The sequence below is a fragment of the Streptomyces sp. NPDC090499 genome, from assembly GCF_044769305.1.
GTDB lineage: Bacteria > Actinomycetota > Actinomycetes > Streptomycetales > Streptomycetaceae > Streptomyces.
On the sequence record NZ_JBIVXP010000013.1, the window covers coordinates 129,890 to 150,893 of the forward strand.

15 protein-coding genes are annotated in these 21,004 nt (G+C 71.8%); 14 read left to right on the forward strand and 1 reads right to left on the reverse strand.

The features are described from left to right. Positions 1–76 precede the first annotated feature (76 nt). From ACIQVL_RS36575 to ACIQVL_RS36615, 9 genes are all read left to right on the forward strand, one after another. Positions 77–1,546 (forward strand): aldehyde dehydrogenase family protein, encoded by a 1,470-nt coding sequence (locus ACIQVL_RS36575; RefSeq protein WP_403477484.1) that lies wholly within the window; start codon positions 77–79, stop codon positions 1,544–1,546. A 21-nt stretch (positions 1,547–1,567) separates the two neighbouring features. Beyond that, positions 1,568–2,659 (forward strand): glycine betaine/L-proline ABC transporter ATP-binding protein, encoded by a 1,092-nt coding sequence (locus tag ACIQVL_RS36580; RefSeq protein WP_403437518.1) that lies wholly within the window; start codon positions 1,568–1,570, stop codon positions 2,657–2,659. Further along, positions 2,659–4,632, forward strand: coding sequence for an ABC transporter permease (locus ACIQVL_RS36585; RefSeq protein WP_403477485.1), 1,974 nt, complete (start codon positions 2,659–2,661; stop codon positions 4,630–4,632). The genes ACIQVL_RS36580 and ACIQVL_RS36585 overlap by 1 nt, the downstream gene beginning before the upstream one ends. A 13-nt stretch (positions 4,633–4,645) precedes the next feature. Continuing rightward, positions 4,646–5,611 carry an ABC transporter substrate-binding protein gene (locus ACIQVL_RS36590; protein WP_403437521.1) on the forward strand — a complete coding sequence of 322 codons (966 nt, stop codon included), beginning with the start codon at positions 4,646–4,648 and terminating at the stop codon, positions 5,609–5,611. A 232-nt stretch (positions 5,612–5,843) separates the two neighbouring features. Then, entirely contained in the window at positions 5,844–8,282 is a 2,439-nt protein-coding gene (locus tag ACIQVL_RS36595; protein ID WP_403477486.1) for an FAD-dependent oxidoreductase, read from the forward strand. A 142-nt stretch (positions 8,283–8,424) separates the two neighbouring features. Further along, positions 8,425–9,720, forward strand: a complete 1,296-nt coding sequence (gene glyA, locus ACIQVL_RS36600) for a serine hydroxymethyltransferase (protein WP_403477487.1) — start codon at positions 8,425–8,427, stop codon at positions 9,718–9,720. Further along, entirely contained in the window at positions 9,717–10,949 is a 1,233-nt protein-coding gene (locus ACIQVL_RS36605) for a sarcosine oxidase subunit beta family protein (RefSeq protein ID WP_403477488.1), read from the forward strand. The genes glyA and ACIQVL_RS36605 overlap by 4 nt, the downstream gene beginning before the upstream one ends. A gap of 11 nt (positions 10,950–10,960) precedes the next feature. Next, a complete protein-coding gene (locus ACIQVL_RS36610; RefSeq protein WP_403477489.1) occupies positions 10,961–14,230 on the forward strand; it encodes a sarcosine oxidase subunit delta family protein in 3,270 nt (1,089 codons plus the stop codon). Further along, a complete protein-coding gene (locus ACIQVL_RS36615; RefSeq protein WP_403477490.1) occupies positions 14,223–14,831 on the forward strand; it encodes a sarcosine oxidase subunit gamma in 609 nt (202 codons plus the stop codon). Before ACIQVL_RS36610 ends, ACIQVL_RS36615 begins: the two co-directional genes overlap by 8 nt. A gap of 59 nt (positions 14,832–14,890) precedes the next feature. Here the strand turns inward: ACIQVL_RS36615 and purU are convergent, their stop codons facing one another. After that, complete coding sequence (gene purU / locus ACIQVL_RS36620; RefSeq protein WP_403437529.1) at positions 14,891–15,763, reverse strand: formyltetrahydrofolate deformylase; 873 nt, start codon at positions 15,761–15,763, stop codon at positions 14,891–14,893. Positions 15,764–16,124: 361 nt separating this feature from the next. Here purU and ACIQVL_RS36625 point away from each other — a divergent pair, with 361 nt between their 5' ends. From ACIQVL_RS36625 to ACIQVL_RS36645, 5 genes are all read left to right on the forward strand, one after another. Next, positions 16,125–16,475: a YciI family protein gene (locus ACIQVL_RS36625; RefSeq protein ID WP_403477531.1), complete on the forward strand. Its 351-nt coding sequence runs from the start codon at positions 16,125–16,127 to the stop codon at positions 16,473–16,475. Next, positions 16,475–17,668 carry an RNA polymerase sigma factor gene (locus tag ACIQVL_RS36630; protein ID WP_403477491.1) on the forward strand — a complete coding sequence of 398 codons (1,194 nt, stop codon included), beginning with the start codon at positions 16,475–16,477 and terminating at the stop codon, positions 17,666–17,668. The genes ACIQVL_RS36625 and ACIQVL_RS36630 overlap by 1 nt, the downstream gene beginning before the upstream one ends. A gap of 115 nt (positions 17,669–17,783) precedes the next feature. Next, on the forward strand, positions 17,784–19,130 hold the full coding sequence (locus ACIQVL_RS36635; RefSeq protein WP_403437531.1) for an aldehyde dehydrogenase family protein: 1,347 nt from the start codon (positions 17,784–17,786) through the stop codon (positions 19,128–19,130). A 199-nt stretch (positions 19,131–19,329) separates the two neighbouring features. After that, on the forward strand, positions 19,330–20,040 hold the full coding sequence (locus ACIQVL_RS36640) for a chitinase (protein WP_403437533.1): 711 nt from the start codon (positions 19,330–19,332) through the stop codon (positions 20,038–20,040). A gap of 46 nt (positions 20,041–20,086) precedes the next feature. Then, positions 20,087–20,992, forward strand: a complete 906-nt coding sequence (locus ACIQVL_RS36645; protein WP_403437535.1) for an oxidoreductase — start codon at positions 20,087–20,089, stop codon at positions 20,990–20,992. Positions 20,993–21,004: the final 12 nt, after the last annotated feature.

Here is a 21,004-nt window from a genome sequence, read left to right on the forward strand (position 1 = left end):
ACATTCGGTCAGGGTGTTCCACCAAAAGCAATCCAATGCACAATGCGCAACGAATTCGGGCTCGAAGGGCGCGGCCGTGGCAGATCTGTATGTGGGTGGGAAATGGCGCGCGGCGGTGGCCGGCGGCCACCGCGAGATCCGCTGTCCGGCGGACGGCACCCTCGTCGCGACGGTCTCCGAGGCGACCCGCCCCGACACGGAGGCCGCGATCGCCGCCGCCCGCCGTGCGTTCGACGAGGGCCCCTGGCCGCGCACCCCCGAACGCGAGCGCGGCACCCTGCTGCTCCGCACCGCGGACATCATCGAGCGCGATGCCAAGGAGTTCGCCCGCGCCGAGTCCCTGGACACCGGCAAACGCCTGGTGGAGAGCGAGTACGACATCGCCGACGTCGTCTCCTGCCTGCGCTACTACGGCGGCATCGCCGGCACCGGAGCGGGACGCGTGATCGACACCGGACGCGAGGACGCCGTCAGCCGTGTGGTCTACGAGCCGGTGGGCGTGTGCGGGCTGATCACCCCCTGGAACTACCCGCTGCTGCAGGCAAGCTGGAAGGTCGCGCCGGCCCTGGTCGCGGGCAACACGTTCGTCCTGAAGCCCAGCGAGCTCACCCCCTCCACGGCGGTCCTGCTGCTGAAGGCGCTGGAGGAGGCGGGACTGCCGCCCGGCGTCGGCAACCTCGTGCTCGGCGCCGGGCCCGCGGCGGGCGCCGCGCTCGCCGAGGACCCCGCGGTCGACATGGTGTCCTTCACCGGCGGCCTGGAGACCGGCAAGCGGATCATGGCCACCGCCGCGGCGACCGTGAAGAAGGTCGCCCTCGAACTCGGCGGCAAGAACCCCAACGTGGTCTTCGCCGACGCCGACTTCGACACCGCGGTCGACTTCGCGCTCACCGCCGTCTTCCTGCACTCGGGCCAGGTCTGCTCGGCCGGGGCGCGGCTGATCGTCGAGGACTCGGTCCACGACGCCTTCGTGGACGAGGTCGTGCGCCGCGCCCGGCTCATCCGGCTCGGCGGCCCCTTCGACCCCGGGGCCGAGACCGGCGCGCTGATCTCCGCGCAGCACCGCGAGAAGGTCGAGGCGTACGTCGCCACCGGCCTCGCCGAGGGCGCCGTACTGCGCTGCGGCGGCACCCGCCCCGACGACCCCGCGCTCGCGAACGGCTTCTACTACCCGCCCACCGTCCTCGACGAGTGCCGCCAGGACATGCGCGTGGTGCACGAGGAGTCCTTCGGACCCGTGCTCACCGTGGAGCGCTTCCGGGACGAGGACGACGCCGTCCGCATCGCCAACGACACGGAGTACGGCCTCGCGGGGGCCGTCTGGACGCAGGACGCGGGCAGGGCCCAGCGGGTCGCCCGCCGGCTGCGTCACGGCACCGTGTGGATCAACGACTACCACCCCTATGTGCCGCAGGCGGAATGGGGTGGCTTCGGGCACTCGGGCGTGGGCCGCGAGCTGGGACCGACCGGCCTGGACGAGTACCGAGAGCCCAAGCACGTCTGGCAGAACATCCAACCCCGGCCGCAGCACTGGTTCCGCGGCTGACGCCGAAGAGAGGTCCCCACCATGCCCCCAGCCCAGACCGAGGCGTCGCAGCGGCGCGACACGTCCGAGGAACCCCGGGACCGCACCCCGGTCATCTCCGTGCGCCGGCTGTGGAAGGTGTTCGGGCCGAAGGCCGACGAGGTGCCGGGCTCCGAGGAGCTGTGCGGCCTCACCCGCCGCGAGCTGATGGACCGCACCGGCTGCACCGCGGCCGTCCGGGACGTCAGCTTCGAGGTGTCGCCCGGCGAGGTCTTCGTCGTCATGGGCCTGTCCGGGTCCGGCAAGTCGACCCTGGTGCGATGTCTGACCCGGCTGATCGAACCCACCGCCGGCGAGATCGTCTTCGAGGGCGAGGACATCCGGGACGCCGACGCCCGGCGCCTGCGCGAGCTGCGGCGCAGCAAGTTCTCCATGGTCTTCCAGCACTTCGGCCTGCTGCCGCACCGCAAGGTCGTCGACAACGTGGCGTTCGGCCTGGAGATCCGGGGCATGAGCAGGGCCGAACGCGTGAAACGCGCGATGGAGACCGTCGAACTCGTCGGCCTCGCCGGCTACGAGAACTCCTACCCCGACCAGCTCTCCGGCGGAATGCAGCAACGGGTGGGCCTGGCCCGGGCGTTGGCCGGCGACCCGGACGTCCTCCTCTTCGACGAGCCGTTCTCCGCACTCGACCCGCTGATCCGCCGTGACATGCAGAGCGAGGTCATCCGCCTGCACCACGAGGTCGGCAAGACCATGGTGTTCATCACCCACGACCTCTCCGAGGCGCTGAAGCTCGGCGACCGCATCCTGATCATGCGGGACGGCAGAACGGTCCAGTGCGGCACCGGCGACGAACTCGTCGGCGCCCCGGCCGACGACTACGTGCGGGACTTCGTCAAGGACGTGCCGCGCGGCGACGTCCTCACCCTGCGCTGGATCATGCGGCCCGCAGAACCCGAGGACGCGCTCGACGGACCGGAGCTGGGCCCGGACGTCGTCGTCCGCGAGGCCACCCGGGCCGTCCTCGCCGCCGAGAAGCCGGTCAAGGTCGTCGAGAACGGCAAGCTGCTGGGCATCGTCGGCGACGAGGAGATCCTCGCCGTGGTCGCCGGGCAGGACGGCGGCGCCTGATGGCCGCCGTCGCCGACGCGACCGCGCCGGTCGCGACGCTGCGCGAGAAGGTCACCCGGCCGATGGTGGTGGCGGCGATCCTGGTCCTCTGGCTGGTGCTCTTCGCCGCCTTCCGGGGCCGCCAGACGCTGACCCTGGCCGCCGCCGACCTCACCGGCCTGCACCGCTGGCTGAACGACGTCAACGACAGCATCGGCGCGAACCGCAACTCCAACCCGGTCTTCCTCTACTTCTTCAACGAGATCCGGCTGGCCATCGACAACCTGGTCACCTTCGTCCAGTCGCTGATCTCCCAGCCCGCCGGCGGCCGCCCGGTCCCGCAGATCGGCTGGCTCGGCGTCGTCGGCATCGCCGGCTACGTCTCCTGGGCCGTGGGCAACTGGCGGGTCGCGCTGCTGGCCGTCGCCGGGTTCACGTTCTTCGGGCTCCAGGGCCTGTGGCAGGAGAGCATGGACACCCTGGCGCTGACCCTGTCGGCGGTCCTGGTGGCCCTGCTCATCGGCATCCCGCTCGGCGTGTGGGCGGGGCTCTCCGACCGGGTCAACCGGATCATGACGCCCTTCCTGGACTTCATGCAGACGATGCCGACCTTCGTCTACCTCGCCCCGCTGACCCTGATCTTCCTCATCGGCGGCGCCTCCGCCGTGATCACCACGGTGATCTACGCGGCCCCGCCCGCCATCCGCATCACCGCGCACGCCATCCGCTCCGTCCCCGAGACCACGGTCGAGGCCGCCGACTCGATGGGCACCACCCGCACCCAGCAACTGGTGAAGGTGCTGCTGCCGATGTCGAAGCGCACCGTCGTCATGGGCGTCAACCAGACCATCATGGCCGCCCTGGCCATGGTCACCATCGCCGCCCTGATCGACGCGCCCGGCCTCGGCAAGACCGTCGTCCAGGCCCTCCAGTCGCTCGACGTCGGCACCGCCTTCAACGCGGGACTCGCCATCGTCGTCATGGCGATCGTGCTCGACCGGGTCACCACGGCGGCCGCCGTCCGCACCGAGACCCGGCGCACGGACGGGCGGTTCGCGAGGTGGCGCCGCCCGCTGCTCGGGGCGGGCGGGATCGCGGCCGTCGTCCTGGTCTACCTCTCCCACACCTACGTGTGGGCGGCCGAGTTCCCCGGCGACGGCACGGTCGGCAGCCACATCGCGAGCGCCGCCGACACCGCGACCACCTGGCTGCAGGACCACCTCTCCGGCCTCACCAACGCCCTGCGGGACGCTCTGACCAACGGCCTGCTCAACCCGTTCCAGACCCTGCTCACCGACTCCCCCTGGTGGCTGGTCGGCGCCGTCCTGGTCGCGCTCGGCGCGGTCCTGGGCGGCCGGTGGGCCGGGGCGACGGCCGCCGTGTGCGTCGGGCTGCTGGTCGGCACGGGCCTGTGGTCGGACAGCATGACCACCCTCGCCTCGACCGCCGTGGCCACCGTCCTGGTGATGCTGGTCGGCGTCGTCTTCGGCGTGTGGATGGGCCGCAGCATGCTGGTGGACCGGCTGATCCGGCCCACCCTGGACGCGGCACAGGTCATGCCGCCGTTCGTCTACCTGGTGCCGTTCCTGGCGCTCTTCGGCGCCACCCGCTTCACGGCGATCGTCGCGGCCGTCGTCTACGCGGCACCCGTCGCCGTCAAGATCATCGCGGACGGGGTGCGGAACGTCTCCGCGTCCACCGTGGAGGCGGCGACCTCCGCCGGGTGCAACACCTGGCAGATCATCACCAAGGTCCAGCTGCCGATGGCACGCAGCGCCCTGACCCTCGCGACCAACCAGGGTCTGATCTACGTGCTGTCGATGGTTGTGGTGGGCGGCCTGGTAGGGGCCGGCGCCCTCGGCTACGACGTCGTGGCCGGTTTCTCGCAGGGCGAGCTGTACGGCAAGGGGCTGGCGGCAGGGCTCGCCATCGTACTGCTCGGAGTCATGTTCGACCGGATCACTCAGGCTGCGGCACGACGCACCAGGGCATAAGGAGCTCGACACCATGGCACAACACTGGCGAGCCGGCGCGGCCGGCCTGGCCGTCCTCGGACTCACCCTCACGGCCTGCGGCGGCGCGAAGGTCGGCGAGAGCAGTTCCGCCGGCTCGACGTCCTCGGGCGGCAAGTGCGGCACCTTCAACCTGGCCGTCAACCCCTGGGTGGGCTACGAGGCGGACGCCGCGGTCGTCGCGTACGTCGCGCAGCACGACCTCGGCTGTACGGTCGACAAGAAGGACCTGAAGGAGGAGATCGCCTGGCAGGGCTTCGGGACCGGCGAGGTCGACGCCGTCCTGGAGAACTGGGGCCACGACGATCTGAAGAAGAAGTACATCACCGGACAGAAGACGGCCGTCGAGGCCGGCTCCACCGGCAACAAAGGCATCATCGGCTGGTACGTGCCGCCGTGGCTGGCCAAGGCGCACCCCGACATCCTCGACTGGAAGAACCTCAACAAGTACGCGTCCCAGTTCAAGACCTCCGAGTCCGGCGGCAAGGGCCAACTGCTCGACGGCGACCCGTCGTACGTCACCAACGACGCCGCCCTGGTGACGAACCTGAAGCTGGACTTCAAGGTGGTGTACGCGGGCAGCGAGACCGCGCTCATCCAGGCCTTCAGAACGGCCGAGAAGAACAAGCAGTGGCTGATCGGCTACTTCTACGAACCGCAGTGGTTCCTGTCCGAGGTGCCGCTGAAGAAGGTCTCCCTGCCGAAGTACACGACGGGCTGCGACGCCGACGCGGCGAAGGTCGCCTGCGACTACCCCGTCTACGACCTCGACAAGATCGTCAGCGCGAGCTTCGCCAAGTCGGGCAGCCCGGCGTACGACCTGGTGAAGAAGTTCAACTGGACCAACGACGACCAGAACACCGTGGCCAAGTACATCGCCGTGGACAAGATGTCGGACGACGCGGCGGCCAAGAAGTGGGTCGACGCCAACCCCGAGAAGGTCAAGGCCTGGCTGAAGTAGCGCAGGCCGCGAGAGCAGTCGTTCCGGGACGCCCGGCGGGCGGTGCGCAGCTGTGCGCACCGCCCGCCGGGCGTTGCCGTTTTCCGTCCGCGACCCGGCTGTTCCGGGAGCTGTTCCGCCGGGTCGCCGCCCCCTTGACACCCCTCCTCGGCGGCGGGCACATTGAGTTGCGCAGCCTGAATCACGTTGCGCACAAAGCAACTGCACCGGTCTCAAGTTCGGAGGTTGGGCGATGGCGGGACCCCGAGTGGTCATCATCGGAGCGGGCGTCGTGGGGGCGGCCCTCGCGGACGAGATCTCCGCACGCGGCTGGACCGAGGTGACCGTGGTCGACCAGGGCCCCCTCCCGGCCACCGGCGGCTCCTCCTCACACGCTCCCGGCCTGGTGTTCCAGACGAACCCCTCGAAGACCATGACGGAGCTGGCCCGCTACACCGTCGAGAAGTTCTGCTCCCTCGACGTCGACGGCAAGCCCTGCTTCCTCCAGGTCGGCGGCCTCGAAGTGGCCACCACCCCCGAGCGCCTCGCCGAACTCCACCGCCGGCACGGCTGGATCACCGCCTGGGGCATCGAGGCGCGGATCCTCACGCCCGAGGAGTGCGTCGCACAGCACCCGCTGGTCAACCCCGACCGGGTCCTCGGCGGCCTCCTCGTCCCCACCGACGGCCTCGCCAAGGCCGTCCTCGCCGTCGAGGCCCAGATCCGCCGCGCCAGCGAACGCGGCGTCCGCTTCCTCGCCCGCCACGAGGTCCTCGACGTGAGCCGGAGCGAAGGCGCCGTCACCGCCGTGGTGACCGACCAGGGCGAGATCCCCGCCGACATCGTCGTCTGCTGCGCCGGCATCTGGGGCCCGAGGATCGCCCGCATGGTCGGCATGAACCTCCCGCTCACCCCGCTCGGCCACCAGCTCGCCTGGACCGGCCCGGTCCCCGCCCTGGCCGGCCAGACCGAGGAGGCGGTCCGCCCGATCCTGCGCCACCAGGACGCCGACCTCTACTACCGCGACCGCTTCGACACCCTCGGCATCGGCTCCTACGGCCACCGCCCGATGCCGGTCTCCGCCGACGACATCCTCTCCGTCGACGAGGCCGACCAGATGCCCTCCGTCATGGAGTTCACCGAGGAGGACTTCGAGGACGCCTGGACCGAGACCCGTTCCCTCCTCCCCGCGACCCGCGAGGCCAAGATCGAGGAGGGCATCAACGGGCTCTTCTCCTTCACCACCGACGGCTACCCGCTGCTCGGCGAGTCCCCGGACGTCAAGGGCTTCTGGGTCGCCGAGGCCGTCTGGGTCACCCACTCCGCGGGCGTCGGCCGCGCGGTCGCCGAATGGCTGGTCGACGGCCACTGCTCGTCCTTCGACCTGCACGAGTGCGACGTCAACCGCTTCGAGCCGCACCAACTCGCCCCCGAGTACGTGCTGGCCCGCGACTGCCAGAACTTCGTCGAGGTCTACGACATCCTCCACCCCCTCCAGCCGTCCGGGAAGCCGCGCCCCATCCGCACCAGCCCCTTCCACGCCCGCCAGCAGGAGCACGGCGCGTTCTTCCTGGAGGCGAACGGCTGGGAGCGCCCCCAGTGGTACGAGGCCAACGCGGGCCTGCTCGAAGGCCGTTCGATCCCCACCCCCAACGACTGGGCCGCCCGCTACTGGTCCCCCATCGTCGGCGCCGAAGCCCAGGCCACCCGCGAGACCGTCGCCATGTACGACATGACGGCCCTCAAGCGCCTGGAGGTCAGCGGCCCCGGCGCCGCCGACTTCCTGGAGGGCCTGGTCACCGGCAAGGTCGCCAAGTCCGTCGGCTCGGTGACGTACACGCTGCTCCTCGACCACGACGGCGGCATCCGCAGCGACATCACCGTGGCCCGCCTCGCCCCCGACCTCTTCCAGGTCGGCGCCAACGGCAACCTCGACCTCGACTGGTTCGCGCGGCGCCTGCCTGCCGACGGCACGGTCCAGGTCCGCGACATCACCCCCGGCACCTGCTGCATCGGCCTGTGGGGCCCCCTCGCCCGCGAGGTCCTCCAGCCGCTCACCGACGAGGACTTCTCGGGCGACGGCCTCAAGTACTTCCGCGCCAAGCGCGCCTACATCGGCTCGGTGCCGGTCACCGCGATGCGGCTGTCGTACGTCGGCGAACTCGGCTGGGAGCTGTACACGACCGCCGACCAGGGCCTGAAACTCTGGGACACCCTCTGGCAGGCGGCCGAGCCGCTCGGCGGGATCATCGCGGGCCGCGGCGCCTTCAACAGCCTCCGGCTGGAGAAGGGTTACCGCTCCTTCGGCACCGACATGACCTACGAGCACGACCCCTACGAGGCCGGCGTCGGCTTCGCCGTCAAGCCCGACAAGGGCGACTTCGTCGGGAAGGCCGCGCTGGAGCGGCGCAAGGCGGACGTGCGGCGCCGGCTCAGCTGCCTCACGATCGAGGACCCGGCCGCCGTGGTGATGGGCAAGGAGCCGGTGTACGACGGTGAGCGGGCCGTCGGGTACGTGACCAGCGCGGCGTACGGCTACACGATCGGCAAGGGGATCGCGTACGCGTGGCTGCCGGCGGAGCTGGCGGTGCCCGGGACCGGGGTGCAGATCGGGTACTTCGACCAGCGCGTGGAGGCTGTGGTGGCCGAGGAGCCGTTGTTCGATCCGGGGATGAGTCGTCTTCGTGGGTGACAGATCCGGGTGGCGTCGTGGTTCGGCTGCGGGTGCGTTGTGGCTGGTCGCGCAGTTCCTCCCCCAGCCTTCGGCCGGGGGTACCCCCAGCGCCCCTTACGGGGCGCCTCGCCAAGGTCGTTGAAAGGATCAGGAAGCCCCTATGAACGCGCTGAACACGCCCCTGGCCGAGCTCGACCCCGAGGTTCATGCCGCGCTGCGTGCCGAGCTGGACCGGCAGCAGTCCACGCTGGAGATGATCGCCTCCGAGAACTTCGCGCCCGTCGCCGTGATGGAGGCGCAGGGATCGGTCGCGACCAACAAGTACGCCGAGGGGTACCCCGGCCGTCGCTACTACGGCGGCTGCGAACACGTCGACGTCACCGAGCGGTTGGCGATCGAGCGGGTCAAGTCGCTCTTCGGGGCCGGATTCGCCAACGTGCAGCCGCACTCGGGCGCGCAGGCCAACACGGCTGTCTTCTTCGCCCTGCTGAAGCCCGGCGACACGGTCCTCGGCCTCGATCTCGCGCACGGCGGCCACCTCACCCACGGCATGCGCCTCAACTACAGCGGCAAGATGCTGAACGTCGTGCCGTACCACGTCTCCGAGACCGACAACCTCGTGGACCTGGACGAGGTGGAGCGGCTCGCCAAGGAACACCGGCCGAAGATGATCATCGCGGGCTGGTCGGCGTACCCGAGGCAGCTCGACTTCGCGGCCTTCCGCCGGATCGCCGACGAGGTGGGCGCCCTCCTCATGGTCGACATGGCGCACTTCGCGGGCCTGGTGGCGGCGGGGCTGCACCCGAGCCCGGTCCCGCACGCCCATGTGGTCACCACGACCACGCACAAGACCCTCGGCGGACCGCGCGGCGGCGTCGTCCTCACCAACGACGCCGACCTGGCCAAGAAGATCAACTCGGCGGTGTTCCCCGGCATGCAGGGCGGCCCGCTGGAGCACGTCATCGCCGCGAAGGCCGTCTCCTTCAAGGTCGCGGCCACCCCCGAGTTCGCCGAGCGCCAGACCCGCACCCTGGCCGGCGCCCGCATCCTCGCGGAGCGGCTGACGCAGCCCGACGCGGCCGCGGCCGGGGTGAAGGTGCTGACCGGCGGCACCGACGTCCACCTCGTCCTGGTCGACCTGCGCGACTCACCCCTCGACGGCCGCCAGGCCGAGGACCTCCTCCACACCATCGGCATCACCGTCAACCGCAACGCCGTCCCCTTCGACCCGCGCCCGCCCATGGTCACCTCCGGCCTGCGCATCGGCACCCCGGCCCTGGCCACCAGGGGCTTCACGGCCGAGGACTTCGCCGAGGCGGCCGACGTCATCGCCCTCGCCCTCCAGCCCGGACCGGACGTACCCGCGCTGCGCGCCCGCACCGAGGCCCTGGCCGCACGGCACCCGCTCTACCCCCACCTCTCGCACGCCCACTCGCCCGACGGAGCCGTCCGATGAGCCCCCGCACCCCAGGCGCCGACCTCCCCGACCACCCGGACTTCCTCTGGCGCACCCCCGAGCCCCGGCGGTCGTACGACGTCGTCGTCGTCGGCGGCGGCGGGCACGGCCTGGCCACCGCCCACTACCTGGCCAGGAACCACGGCATCACCAACGTGGCCGTCCTGGAGAAGGGCTGGCTCGCCGGCGGCAACATGGCCCGCAACACCACGATCATCCGCTCCAACTACCTCTGGGACGAGAGCGCCGGCATCTACGAACACGCGCTGAAACTCTGGGAGGGCCTGGAGGAGGAACTGGACTACCCGATCCTCTTCTCCCAGCGCGGCGTCCTGAACCTCGCCCACAGCCCCCAGGACGTCCGCGACAGCGTGCGCCGGGTCGAGGCCAACCGCCTCAACGGCGTCGACGCCGAGTGGCTCGACGCGGACGGCGTCAAAGAGGTCTGCCCGATCGTCAACACCTCACCCGACGTGCGCTACCCGGTCCTCGGCGGCACCTACCAGCCCCGTGCCGGCATCGCCAAGCACGACTACGTCGCCTGGGGCTTCGCCCGCTCCGCGGACGCGGCGGGCATCGACATCATCCAGAACTGCGAGGTCACCGGGCTGGACGTGGTGGGCGGCCGGGTCGTCGGCGTCCGGACCACCCTCGGCCCGATCGCGGCCGGCAAGGTGGCCCTGTGCTCGGCCGGTCACACCTCCGTCCTGGCCGCGATGGCCGGCATCGAACTCCCCCTCCAGAGCCACCCCTTGCAGGCCCTCGTGTCGGAGTTGCTGGAGCCCGTCCACCCCACCGTCGTCATGTCCAACGCGGTGCACGTCTACGTCAGCCAGGCGCACAAGGGCGAGCTGGTGATGGGTGCCGGCATCGACGCGTACAACTCCTACACCCAGCGCGGCGCGTTCCACATCATCGAGGAGCAGATGGCCGCCGCCCTCGAACTCTTCCCGGTCTTCGCCCGCGCCCACGTACTGCGCACCTGGGGCGGCATCGTCGACGTCAGCCCCGACGCCTCACCGATCGTCGGCCGCACCCCGGTGGCCGGCCTCTACCTCAACTGCGGCTGGGGAACCGGCGGTTTCAAGGCCACCCCGGGCGTCGGCTGGGTCTACGCCCACACCATCGCCCACGACAGCCCCCACCACCTCAACGCCCCCTTCTCGCTCGACCGTTTCACCACCGGCGCGCTCGTCGACGAGCACGGCGCGGCCGCGGTGGCCCACTAGGGAGCCCCACCATGCTGCTCATCCCCTGCCCGTGGTGCGGGCCCCGCGACGAGGCCGAGTTCCACTACGGCGGCCAGGCCCACGTGCCGTACCCGGAGAACCCGGCCGCCCTCACCGACGAGGAGTGGGCACGGTACCTGTTCTTCCGCGACAACCCCAAGGGCCCGTTCGCAGAGCGCTGGAGCCACGCGGCAGGCTGCCGGAGGTGGTTCAACGCGGTCCGCGACACGTCGACCAACGAGTTCCTGACGGTGTACAGGACGGGCGAGCCGCGGCCCGTGACCGTCGAGTCCCGTCCACCCGGTCCAGCCCGTCCGGCGGGGCCTTCTCGGCCGACGCCGCTGTATTCAGCCCGTCCGGCGATTGAGGACGAGGCCGTTCAGGCCGAAGGGGGGTCCGGGGGCGCAGCCCCCGGCGGGGTGGAAGGGGCGGCGCCCCTTCAGGACGGGACGGGCAGGGGCGGCGGGGGCGACCATCCCCACCGCACCCCCACCGGCGGCCGCATCGACCGCACCACCCCCCTCACCTTCACTTTCGACGGCACCGAGTACCAGGGCTACCGAGGCGACACCCTCGCCTCCGCCCTCCTCGCCAACGGCGTCATCCAGACCGCCACCAGCATCAGGCTCGGCCGCCCCCGCGGCATCTTCTCCGCCGGCGCCGAAGAACCCAACGCGGTCGTCCAGATCGAGGCCCCGTTCCCCGAGCCCATGCTCCCCGCCACCACCGTCGAACTCCACGACGGCCTGGTGGCGAGCAGCCTCCCCGGCCAGGGCCGCCTCGCCACCACCCCCGACCCGGCCCGCTACGACGCCGTACACGCCCACTGCGACCTGCTGATCGTCGGCGCCGGCCCGGCCGGCCTCGCGGCGGCAGCGGCCGCAGCCACCACCGGCGCCCGTGTCATCCTCGCCGACGACCAGCCGGAACCCGGCGGCAGCCTGCTCGGCACCGGCGAGCACCTCGACTGGGTCGCCGCGACCCGCGCCCGCCTCGAAGCCGCCCCCGAGACACGGTTCCTGCCCCGCACCACCGTCTTCGGCCATTACGACGACAACCACCTCCTCGCCGTGGAGCGCCGCACCCAGCACCTCGGCGCAGACGCCCCACCGCACGTCTCCCGCGAACGCGTCTGGCGGATCCGCGCCCGGCACGTCGTCCTCGCCACCGGCGCCCACGAACGCTCCGTCGCCTTCGGCGACAACGACCGCCCCGGCGTGATGCTGGCCGCCTCGGCCCGCACCTACCTGCACCGCTACGCCGTGCTGCCCGGCCGCCGGGCCGTCGTGTTCACCACCAACGACACCGCCTACGCCGCCGCCCTCGACCTCGCCGCGGCCGGTGTGACCCTCGCGGCGATCGTCGACACGCGCCCCGAACCGGGGGAGTGGGCCGCCCGCGCCCGGTCCGCGGGCATCGAGGTACTGGCCGGCCACGCGGTCACCGGCACGGAAGGCGCGGAGCGGCTCACCGCCGTCACGGTCGCCCCCTGCGAAGGCACGGTCCCCCGACGCGAGTTCGCCGCCGACCTCCTCCTCGTCTCCGGCGGCTGGAACCCGGTCGCGCACCTGTTCAGCCAGGCGGGCGGCCGGCTCCGGCACGACGAGGCGCTCGGCACGTTCGTGCCCGACGGCTGCCGCCAGGCGGTGGCGGTCGCGGGCGCCGCGAACGGGGCGTTCGACCTCGCCACGGCCCTCGTGCAGGGCACGGCCGCCGGCACCCGCGCCGTGGCGGCTGAGGGCTACACCGCCGAGATGCCCGCCCTCCCCGCCGTCGCCGCACAGCCGTACACCCCGCCCATGCCGGTCTTCACCGTTCCCGGCGAGGGCCCCCGCTTCGTCGACCTCCAACGCGACGTCACGGTGGCCGACCTGACCCGCGCGACCGGCGCTGGCCTGCGTTCGGTGGAGCACACCAAGCGCTACACCACGGCCGGCACCGCCAACGACCAGGGCAAGACCGGCGGCCTCCTGGCGAGCGGTGTCGTCGCCGAACTCCTCGGCGTGGACGTCTCGGCGCTCGGCCTGCCGACCTTCCGGCCGCCGTACACCCCTGTCTCCTTCGCCGCCCTCGCCGGGCGCGACCGGGGTGCGCTGCACGACCCGGTGCGCACCACCGCGCTGCACGGCCTGCACGTCGAACACGGCGCGCTGTTCGAGAACGTCGGGCAGTGGAAGCGGCCCTGGTACTACCCGCGGGACGGCGAGGACATGGCGGCCGCGGTGCTCCGCGAGTGCCGTGCCGCCCGCGAGGGTGTGGCCTTCATGGACGCCTCCACGCTCGGCAAGATCGACGTGCAGGGCCCGGATGCCGCGCGCTTCCTGGACCTGCTCTACACGAACATGATGAGCACTCTGAAGGTCGGCATGATCCGCTACGGCGTGATGTGCCGCCCGGACGGGATGGTCTTCGACGACGGCACGGTCATCCGGCTCGCCCCCGACCGGTTCCTGGTCACCACCACGACCGGCAACGCGGCGGCCGTCCTGGACTGGATGGAGGAGTGGCTGCAGACCGAGTGGCCCGACCTGCGGGTGCACTGCACCTCGGTCACCGAGCACTGGGCGACCGTCGCCCTGGTCGGCCCCGACTCCCGCGCGGTCCTCGGCTCGCTCGCGCCCGAACTGGCCGTGTCCAACGACGACTTCCCGTTCATGGCCTGGCGGGAGACCTCAGTCGCCGGCATCGACGCCCGCGTGTGCCGGATCAGCTTCTCCGGCGAACTCGCCTACGAGATCAACGTGTCGCCGTGGCAGGCGGTCGCGCTCTGGGAGGCGCTGATGGAGGCGGGCGCCCCGTACGGCATCACCCCGTACGGCACCGAGACCATGCACGTACTGCGCGCCGAGAAGGGGTACCCGATCGTCGGCCAGGACACCGACGGCACCGTCACCCCGCAGGACCTCGGCATGGGCTGGGCGGTCTCGAAGAAGAAGCCCGACTTCATCGGCAAGCGCTCCTACGCGCGTGCCGACACCGTCCGCCCCGACCGCAAGCATCTCGTCGCCCTGCTCACCGACGACCCCGCCGCCTTCCTCCCGGAGGGCACGCAGCTGGTCGCCGACAGCGAACTGCCGGCCCCGCCCGTGCCGATGCTCGGCCATGTCACCTCCAGCTACCGCAGCGCCGCGCTCGGCCGGACCTTCGCCCTCGCCCTGGTCAAGGGCGGCCGGGACCGCATCGGAGAACGCCTCTACGCCCCCGTCGGCGGACAGCTCCTGCCGGTGACCGTCGCAAGCCCCGTCCTCTACGACCCCGAGGGAGCCCGCCGCGATGGCTGACATCGCCCCGACCGCATCCCGGCGCAGCCCCCTGGCCGACGCCGCACCCCGCCTGGCCGCGGTGACCCGTTCCTCCAAGGGCGCGCTCCGCCTCGCCGAACTCCCCTTCCTGGCCCAGGTGAACATCCGCCTCGACGCCAAGAGCCCGGCGGCGGGCGCCGTCGGACTGGTCCTGGGACTGCAGCTGCCCCTGGAACCCGACACCGTGGTGCACGCGGGGGAGGTGACCGCGGTCTGGCTCGGCCCCGACGAATGGCTGGTGGTGGGCCGGCCGGGCACCGAGCGGGACCTGGAGGGCCGGATCCGCACGGCCGCCGGGGACGCTCCGGGCGCCGTTTCCGTCACGGACGTCTCCGCCCAGCGCACCACCCTCCTCGTCGGCGGCCCGCGCGCCCGCGACCTGCTCGCCCACGGCTGCGCCCTGGACCTGCACCCCCGCGCCTTCGGGCCCGGCCGCTGCGCCCAGACCACGCTGGCCCGCACCCAGGTGGTCCTGGTCGCACGGGACGAGGCCAGGGCGGGCTTCTGGGTCCTGGTGCGCTCCTCCTTCGCCGGCTACCTGGCGGACTGGCTGCTGGACGCGGCCGTCGAACACGCGTGAGGCAGCACCGGGAGCGGGCCGTCACCTTCCGGGTGGCGGCCCGCTCCCGGTGGCCGGTGTCAGCGGAAGACCACCGTGCAGCGGCCGTTGACCAGGACCCGGCTCTCGCTGTGCCAGCGCACGGCTCGGGCGAGCACCTGGGCCTCCACGTCACGGCCGAGTGCGACCAGCTCGTCCGGGGCGTGCGCATGGCTCACCCGGACGACGTCCTGCTCGATGATCGGGCCCTCGTCCAGGTCGGGTGTCACGTAGTGCGCGGTGGCGCCCACCAGCTTGACGCCGCGCCGGTGCGCCTGGACGTAGGGCCTGGCCCCCTTGAAGCTCGGCAGGAAGGAGTGGTGGATGTTGATCGCCCGGCCGTCCAACTGCTTGCACAGGTCGTCGGAGAGGACCTGCATGTAGCGGGCGAGCACCACCAGGTCGACGTCCAGCTCGCCGACGAGCCGCAGCAGCCGGGCCTCGGCCTCCGCCTTGGTGTCGGGTGTCACCGGGATGTGGTGGAAGGGGATGCCGTAGGTCCGGGCCAGTGGCTCGAAGTCGCGGTGGTTGGAGACGATCGCCGGGATCTCGATGTTGAGGGCGCCCGTGGACCTGCGGAACAGCAGGTCGTTCAGGCAGTGGCCGAACTTCGACACCATGATGAGGGTGCGGGTCGGGGTCGACGCGTCGGTCAGCCGCCAGGTGATGCGGTGCTCCTCGGCGACCGCGACGAAGCCGGTGCGCAGCGCCTCCAGGGAGACGGCCTCGTCCGGGACGTCGAAGTGCACCCGCATGAAGAAGCGGTCCTGCAGCCGGTCGTCGAACTGCTGGCTCTCCAGGATGTTGCCGCCGTGGCCGACCAGGAACCCGGTGACGGCGTGGACCAGACCGGCCCGGTCGGGACAGGACAGGGTGAGGACGAACTCGCGGCCGGGCTGCGGGCGAGGAGACATGACACCCTCCTGATGCGCATCGCGCAACGACATGAGTGATGCGCAACATCGTCCAGCCAAGGAGGGTGACGGGTCAAGAGGTCGCGTTCTATTTGGCGCACCGCATTGTGCGATGCGCAACACGCGTGCGGGCTGGTCCGATGTGGCGCGCGGGGACGCCCTCCTGGCCGACGCGCTCGGCGGCGGGGGAGCGGAGGCCGTCGGCGAGTTCCCGGGCGCGGGCGACGAGCGGATGCGCGGCGACGGCCAGGGAGAAGATTCCCTCGGTTCCGCGGTGCGCGGTGTCGATCCGGCGGCCTGCCGTTCGTGTAGAAGGCGAACACACCCCGCGGAACACCGCACGACGACCGAGGAGAAGGTCATGAAGCACTACCTGCTGAGCGTGGTCCAGCCGGCCGACGCCACCCCGCCCTCCCCCGACGCGCTCGCCGCGATCATGCGCGACGTCGAGGCCTTCAACGACGAACTGCGCGCGGCCGGCGCCTGGGTCTTCGCGGGCGGGCTGCACGGTCCGGAGACGGCCACGATGCTGCGGCCCGAGGGCGGGGACGTCCTGATCACCGACGGGCCGTACGCCGAGGGCAAGGAGTACCTGGGCGGCCTCTGCCTGATCCGCGCCGAGGATCTCGACGCCGCCCTGGAGTGGGGCCGCAGGGCCGCTCTCGCCACCACCCTCCCCATCGAGGTACGGCCCTTCGTGGACCAGCACTGATGGCGGAGCCCGCCGACGTCGAGGCCGTGTTCCGTACCGAGTACGGGCGCGCGGTCTCGGTTCTGGTCCGCTTCCTCGGCGACATCGACCTCGCCGAGGAGGCGGTCCAGGACGCCTTCACCACCGCGCTGGACAGCTGGCCGCGCACCGGGGTGCCGCCGAGCCCGGCCGGCTGGATCATCACCACCGCCCGCAACCGTGCGATCGACCGGCTGCGCCGCGAGTCCTCCCGGGCCGCCCGGCACGCCGAGGCCGCCCGCCTGCACGCGCCCGACGCACCGGCCGAGGAGGGCCCCGTGCGCGACGAACGGCTCCGGCTGATCTTCACCTGCTGCCACCCCGCCCTCGCCCTCCAGTCCCGGGTGGCCCTGACCCTGCGCCTGCTCTGCGGTCTCAGCACGGCCCGGATCGCCCGCGCCTTCCTGGTCCCCGAGCCCACCCTCGCCCAGCGCGTGGTGCGCGCCAAGGCCAAGATCCGCGACGCGGGCATCCCCTACCGGGTGCCGAAGGACGCCGACCTCCCCGACCGGCTGAACGGGGTGCTGGCCGTCGTCTACCTCGTCTTCAACGAGGGCTACGGCGGCGATCCCGCGCTGTGCGCCGAAGCCGTACGCCTGGGCCGGCTGCTGCACGGACTGATGCCGGACGAGCCGGAGGTGGCCGGACTCCTCGGGCTCATGCTGCTCGTGGAGGCCCGGCGGCCCGCCCGGGAGCCGGCGGCCGGAGAACTGGTGCCGCTGCCCGAGCAGGACCGCGGGCGCTGGGACCGGCAGCTGATCGCGGAGGGTCAGGACCTCGTCCGGCGCTGCCTGCGGCGCAACCGACCCGGGCCGTACCAGATCCAGGCCGCGATCAACGCCGTGCACAGCGACGCGCCGAGCGCAGGCGCCACCGACTGGCGTCAGATCCTGGCCCTGTACGACCAGCTCATGGCCATCGCCCCGAGTCCGGTGGTGGCCCTGAACCGGGCGGTCGCGGTGGCCGAGGTCCAGGGGCCCGGCGCGGCGCTGGAGCAGGTCGACGCCCTCGACCTGCCCGGATACCACGTGCTGCACGCCGTCCGCGCCGACCTGTTGCGCCGGCTCGGCCGGGGCCGCGAGGCGGTGGCGGAGTACGACGCGGCCATCGCGCTCACCGGCAGCCTGCCCGAACGGGCACACCTCGCACGGCGGCGGGACGGACTCACCGGCTGACCAGGTGTGACCTTTGTCAAGAGCAGTAGTTTCGGGGCGCCGGAATTTACTTCGGAGCATGAATGGTTGCAGAGTACATCTGACCGTTCGAGACCGTAGCCGGGCCCCGAGGCCCATGCGCACCACCAGCGAGGCATCCGTGAACCAGCCCACCCCCGAGCAGCCCGCCGAGATCGTGGCCCGGCTGCGCGCCACGTTCCGCACCGGCCGCACCAGGCCCCTCGAGTGGCGCACCGGCCGGCTCCGCCGGCTGCGCGCCATGCTCACGGAGCGCGGCGACGAGATCGCCGCGGCCCTCCACGCGGACCTGGGCAAGAGCACGCGCGAGGCCTACGGCTCGGAGATCGACTTCACCGTCCGGGAGATCGACCACACCCTCGACCACCTGGCGGAGTGGCTGCGCCCCGAGTCCGCGCCGGTCCCCGAGCACCTCGGCGACGACGCGACCGCCTGGACGCAGTTCGACCCGCTCGGCGTCGTCCTCGTCATCGCCCCGTGGAACTACCCGGCCCAGCTGCTCCTGGCCCCCGTGGCCGGCGCCCTCGCCGCCGGCAACGCGGTCGTCGCCAAGCCCAGCGAACTCGCCCCAGCGACCTCGGCCACCCTGGCCCGGCTGCTCCCGGCCTACCTCGACACCGAGGCGGTCGCCGTCGTCGAGGGCGGCATCCCCGAGACCACGGCGCTGCTCGCCGAGCGCTTCGACCACATCTTCTACACCGGCAACGGCATGGTCGGCCGTGTCGTCATGCGCGCCGCCGCCGAGCACCTCACCCCGGTGGCCCTCGAACTCGGCGGCAAGTCCCCGGCGTTCGTCGACCGCGGCACCGACCTCACCGTGGTCGCGCAGCGGCTGGCGCGCGGCAAGTTCCTCAACGCCGGGCAGACCTGCGTGGCCCCCGACTACGTCCTGACCGACCCCGAGACGGCCGCGGCTCTGGAGCCCGCCCTCGCCGAGGCCGTCCGGGGCCTGTTCGGCAGCGAGCCCAAGGAGTCCGGCGAGTACGGCCGGATCGTCAACGAGCGTCACTTCGACCGGCTCAGCGCACTGCTCGGCTCGGGCCGGGTGGCGGTCGGCGGCGGCACCGACCGGGCCGCCAGGTACATCGCGCCCACCGTGCTCGCCGACGTCGACCCGGACTCCCCCGTGATGCAGGAGGAGATCTTCGGCCCGATCCTGCCCATCGTGACCGTCCCGGACCTCGACAGCGCGATCGGGTTCGTCAACGACCGCGACAAGCCCCTCGCGCTCTACGTGTTCAGTGAGTCCGACGCCACCCGGCAGCGGATCGCCGCCGAGACGTCCTCCGGCGCCCTCGGCCACGGCCTGCCGCTCGCCCATCTCACCGTCTCCGACCTGCCGTTCGGCGGGGTGGGGGAGAGCGGCATGGGCAGCTACCACGGCCGCTACTCCATCGAGACGTTCAGCCACCGCAAGGCGGTCCTCGCCAAGCCCCTGCGCTGACTCTCCACCACCCTCCGGGCCCGACCGCACCGCAGCGGCCGGGCCCGGCCGCTGCCGTGACTCCGTGCACGACGGCGCCGGTTGACTGGTCTACACCCTTGACTGGTACAGACCAAGGCAGTTGAGTGTGCCTCACACCCCCCACCGCGGCCGCACCCCCTTCGAGGGGCGCGGCCGTGCTCCGCAAAGGAGTTGATCCGTGTCGAGGCGACGTATCGCTGCACTCCTGACCTCACTGGCCATAGGCGGCTCCGCCCTGGTGCTCCAGGCGGCCCCCTCGGCCTCCGCCGCCGGCTTCGTCGTCAGCGAGGCCCAGTTCAACCAGATGTTCCCGAGCCGGAATTCGTTCTACAGCTACAGCGGCCTCACCGCCGCCCTCAGTGCCTACCCGGCCTTCGCCAACACCGGCAGCGACACCGTCAAGAAGCAGGAGGCGGCCGCCTTCCTCGCCAACGTCAGCCACGAGACCGGCGGACTCGTCTACATCGTCGAGCAGAACACCGCCAACTACTCGCACTACTGCGACAGGAGCCAGTCGTACGGCTGCCCCGCGGGCCAGTCCGCCTACTACGGGCGCGGCCCCATCCAGCTCAGCTGGAACTTCAACTACAAGGCCGCGGGTGACGCGCTCGGCATCGACCTCCTCAACAACCCCTGGCAGGTCCAGAACAACTCGGCCGTCGCCTGGAAGACCGGGCTGTGGTACTGGAACACCCAGAAGGGCCCCGGCACCATGACCGGCCACAACGCCATGGTCAACGGTGCCGGCTTCGGCCAGACCATCCGCTCCATCAACGGCTCCCTGGAGTGCGACGGCAAGAACCCGGCGCAGGTGCAGAGCCGGGTCAGCGCCTACCAGAAGTTCACCCAGATCCTCGGCGTCCCGGCCGGCGGCAACCTCTACTGCTGACCCCGCCGTCAGGAGCACCGTCAGGTTCGTGTGCCAGACTCCGTCGATGACCTCCGAAACGATCACCGCGGACGCCTCCGGCACCTGGCGACTCGGCGACCTGCCCGTCCACCGCCTCGGCTTCGGCGCGATGCGGCTGACGGGCAGTGCCGCCTTCCACCACGGCGCCCCGAGCGACCGCGACCGCTCGATCGCCGTCCTGCGCAAGGCCGTCGAACTCGGCGTGAACCACATCGACACGGCCGCCTTCTACTTCTCCGCCCTGCGCTCCGCCAACGAACTCATCAACACCGCCCTCTCCCCGTACCCCGACGACCTGGTCATCGTCACCAAGGTCGGCCCCTACCGCGACTACTCCGGGGAGTGGGCCACCTCCGCCCGCCCCGACCAGCTGCGCGGGCACGTCGAGGAGAACCTGCGCCAGCTCGGCCGCGACCACCTCGACGTCGTCAACCTCCGCCGGATGCGCCAGGAGTCGATCGCCGAGCACTTCGGCGCCCTCGCCGAACTGCGCGAGGCCGGGCTGATCCGGCACCTCGGCGTCTCCGACGTCGAACCGCGCCATCTCGACGAGGCGCTGGCCATCGCCCCCGTGGTGTGCGTGCAGAACCGCTGGGGGCTCGACGCGGCGAACCCGGCCACCGAGGAGGTCGTGCGCGTCTGCGGCGAGCGGGGCATCGCCTTCGTGCCGTTCTTCGCCGTGGCCGGAGACGCCGGGGCGCTCGGCGCCACCGAGAGCCACGACGACGAGGTCCTCGCCGTCGCCCGCGCCCACGACGCCACCCCCGCCCAGATCCGCCTCGCCTGGACCCTGCACCAGGGCCCGCACGTGCTCGCCATCCCCGGCACCGGAAACCCGGACCACCTGGCCGAGAACGTGGCGGCCGGCGCCGTCCGGCTCACCGAGGACGAGCTGACCCGGCTGAACGCCGTGCACGCCAAGGCGGGCTGACCCGCCGGCTCG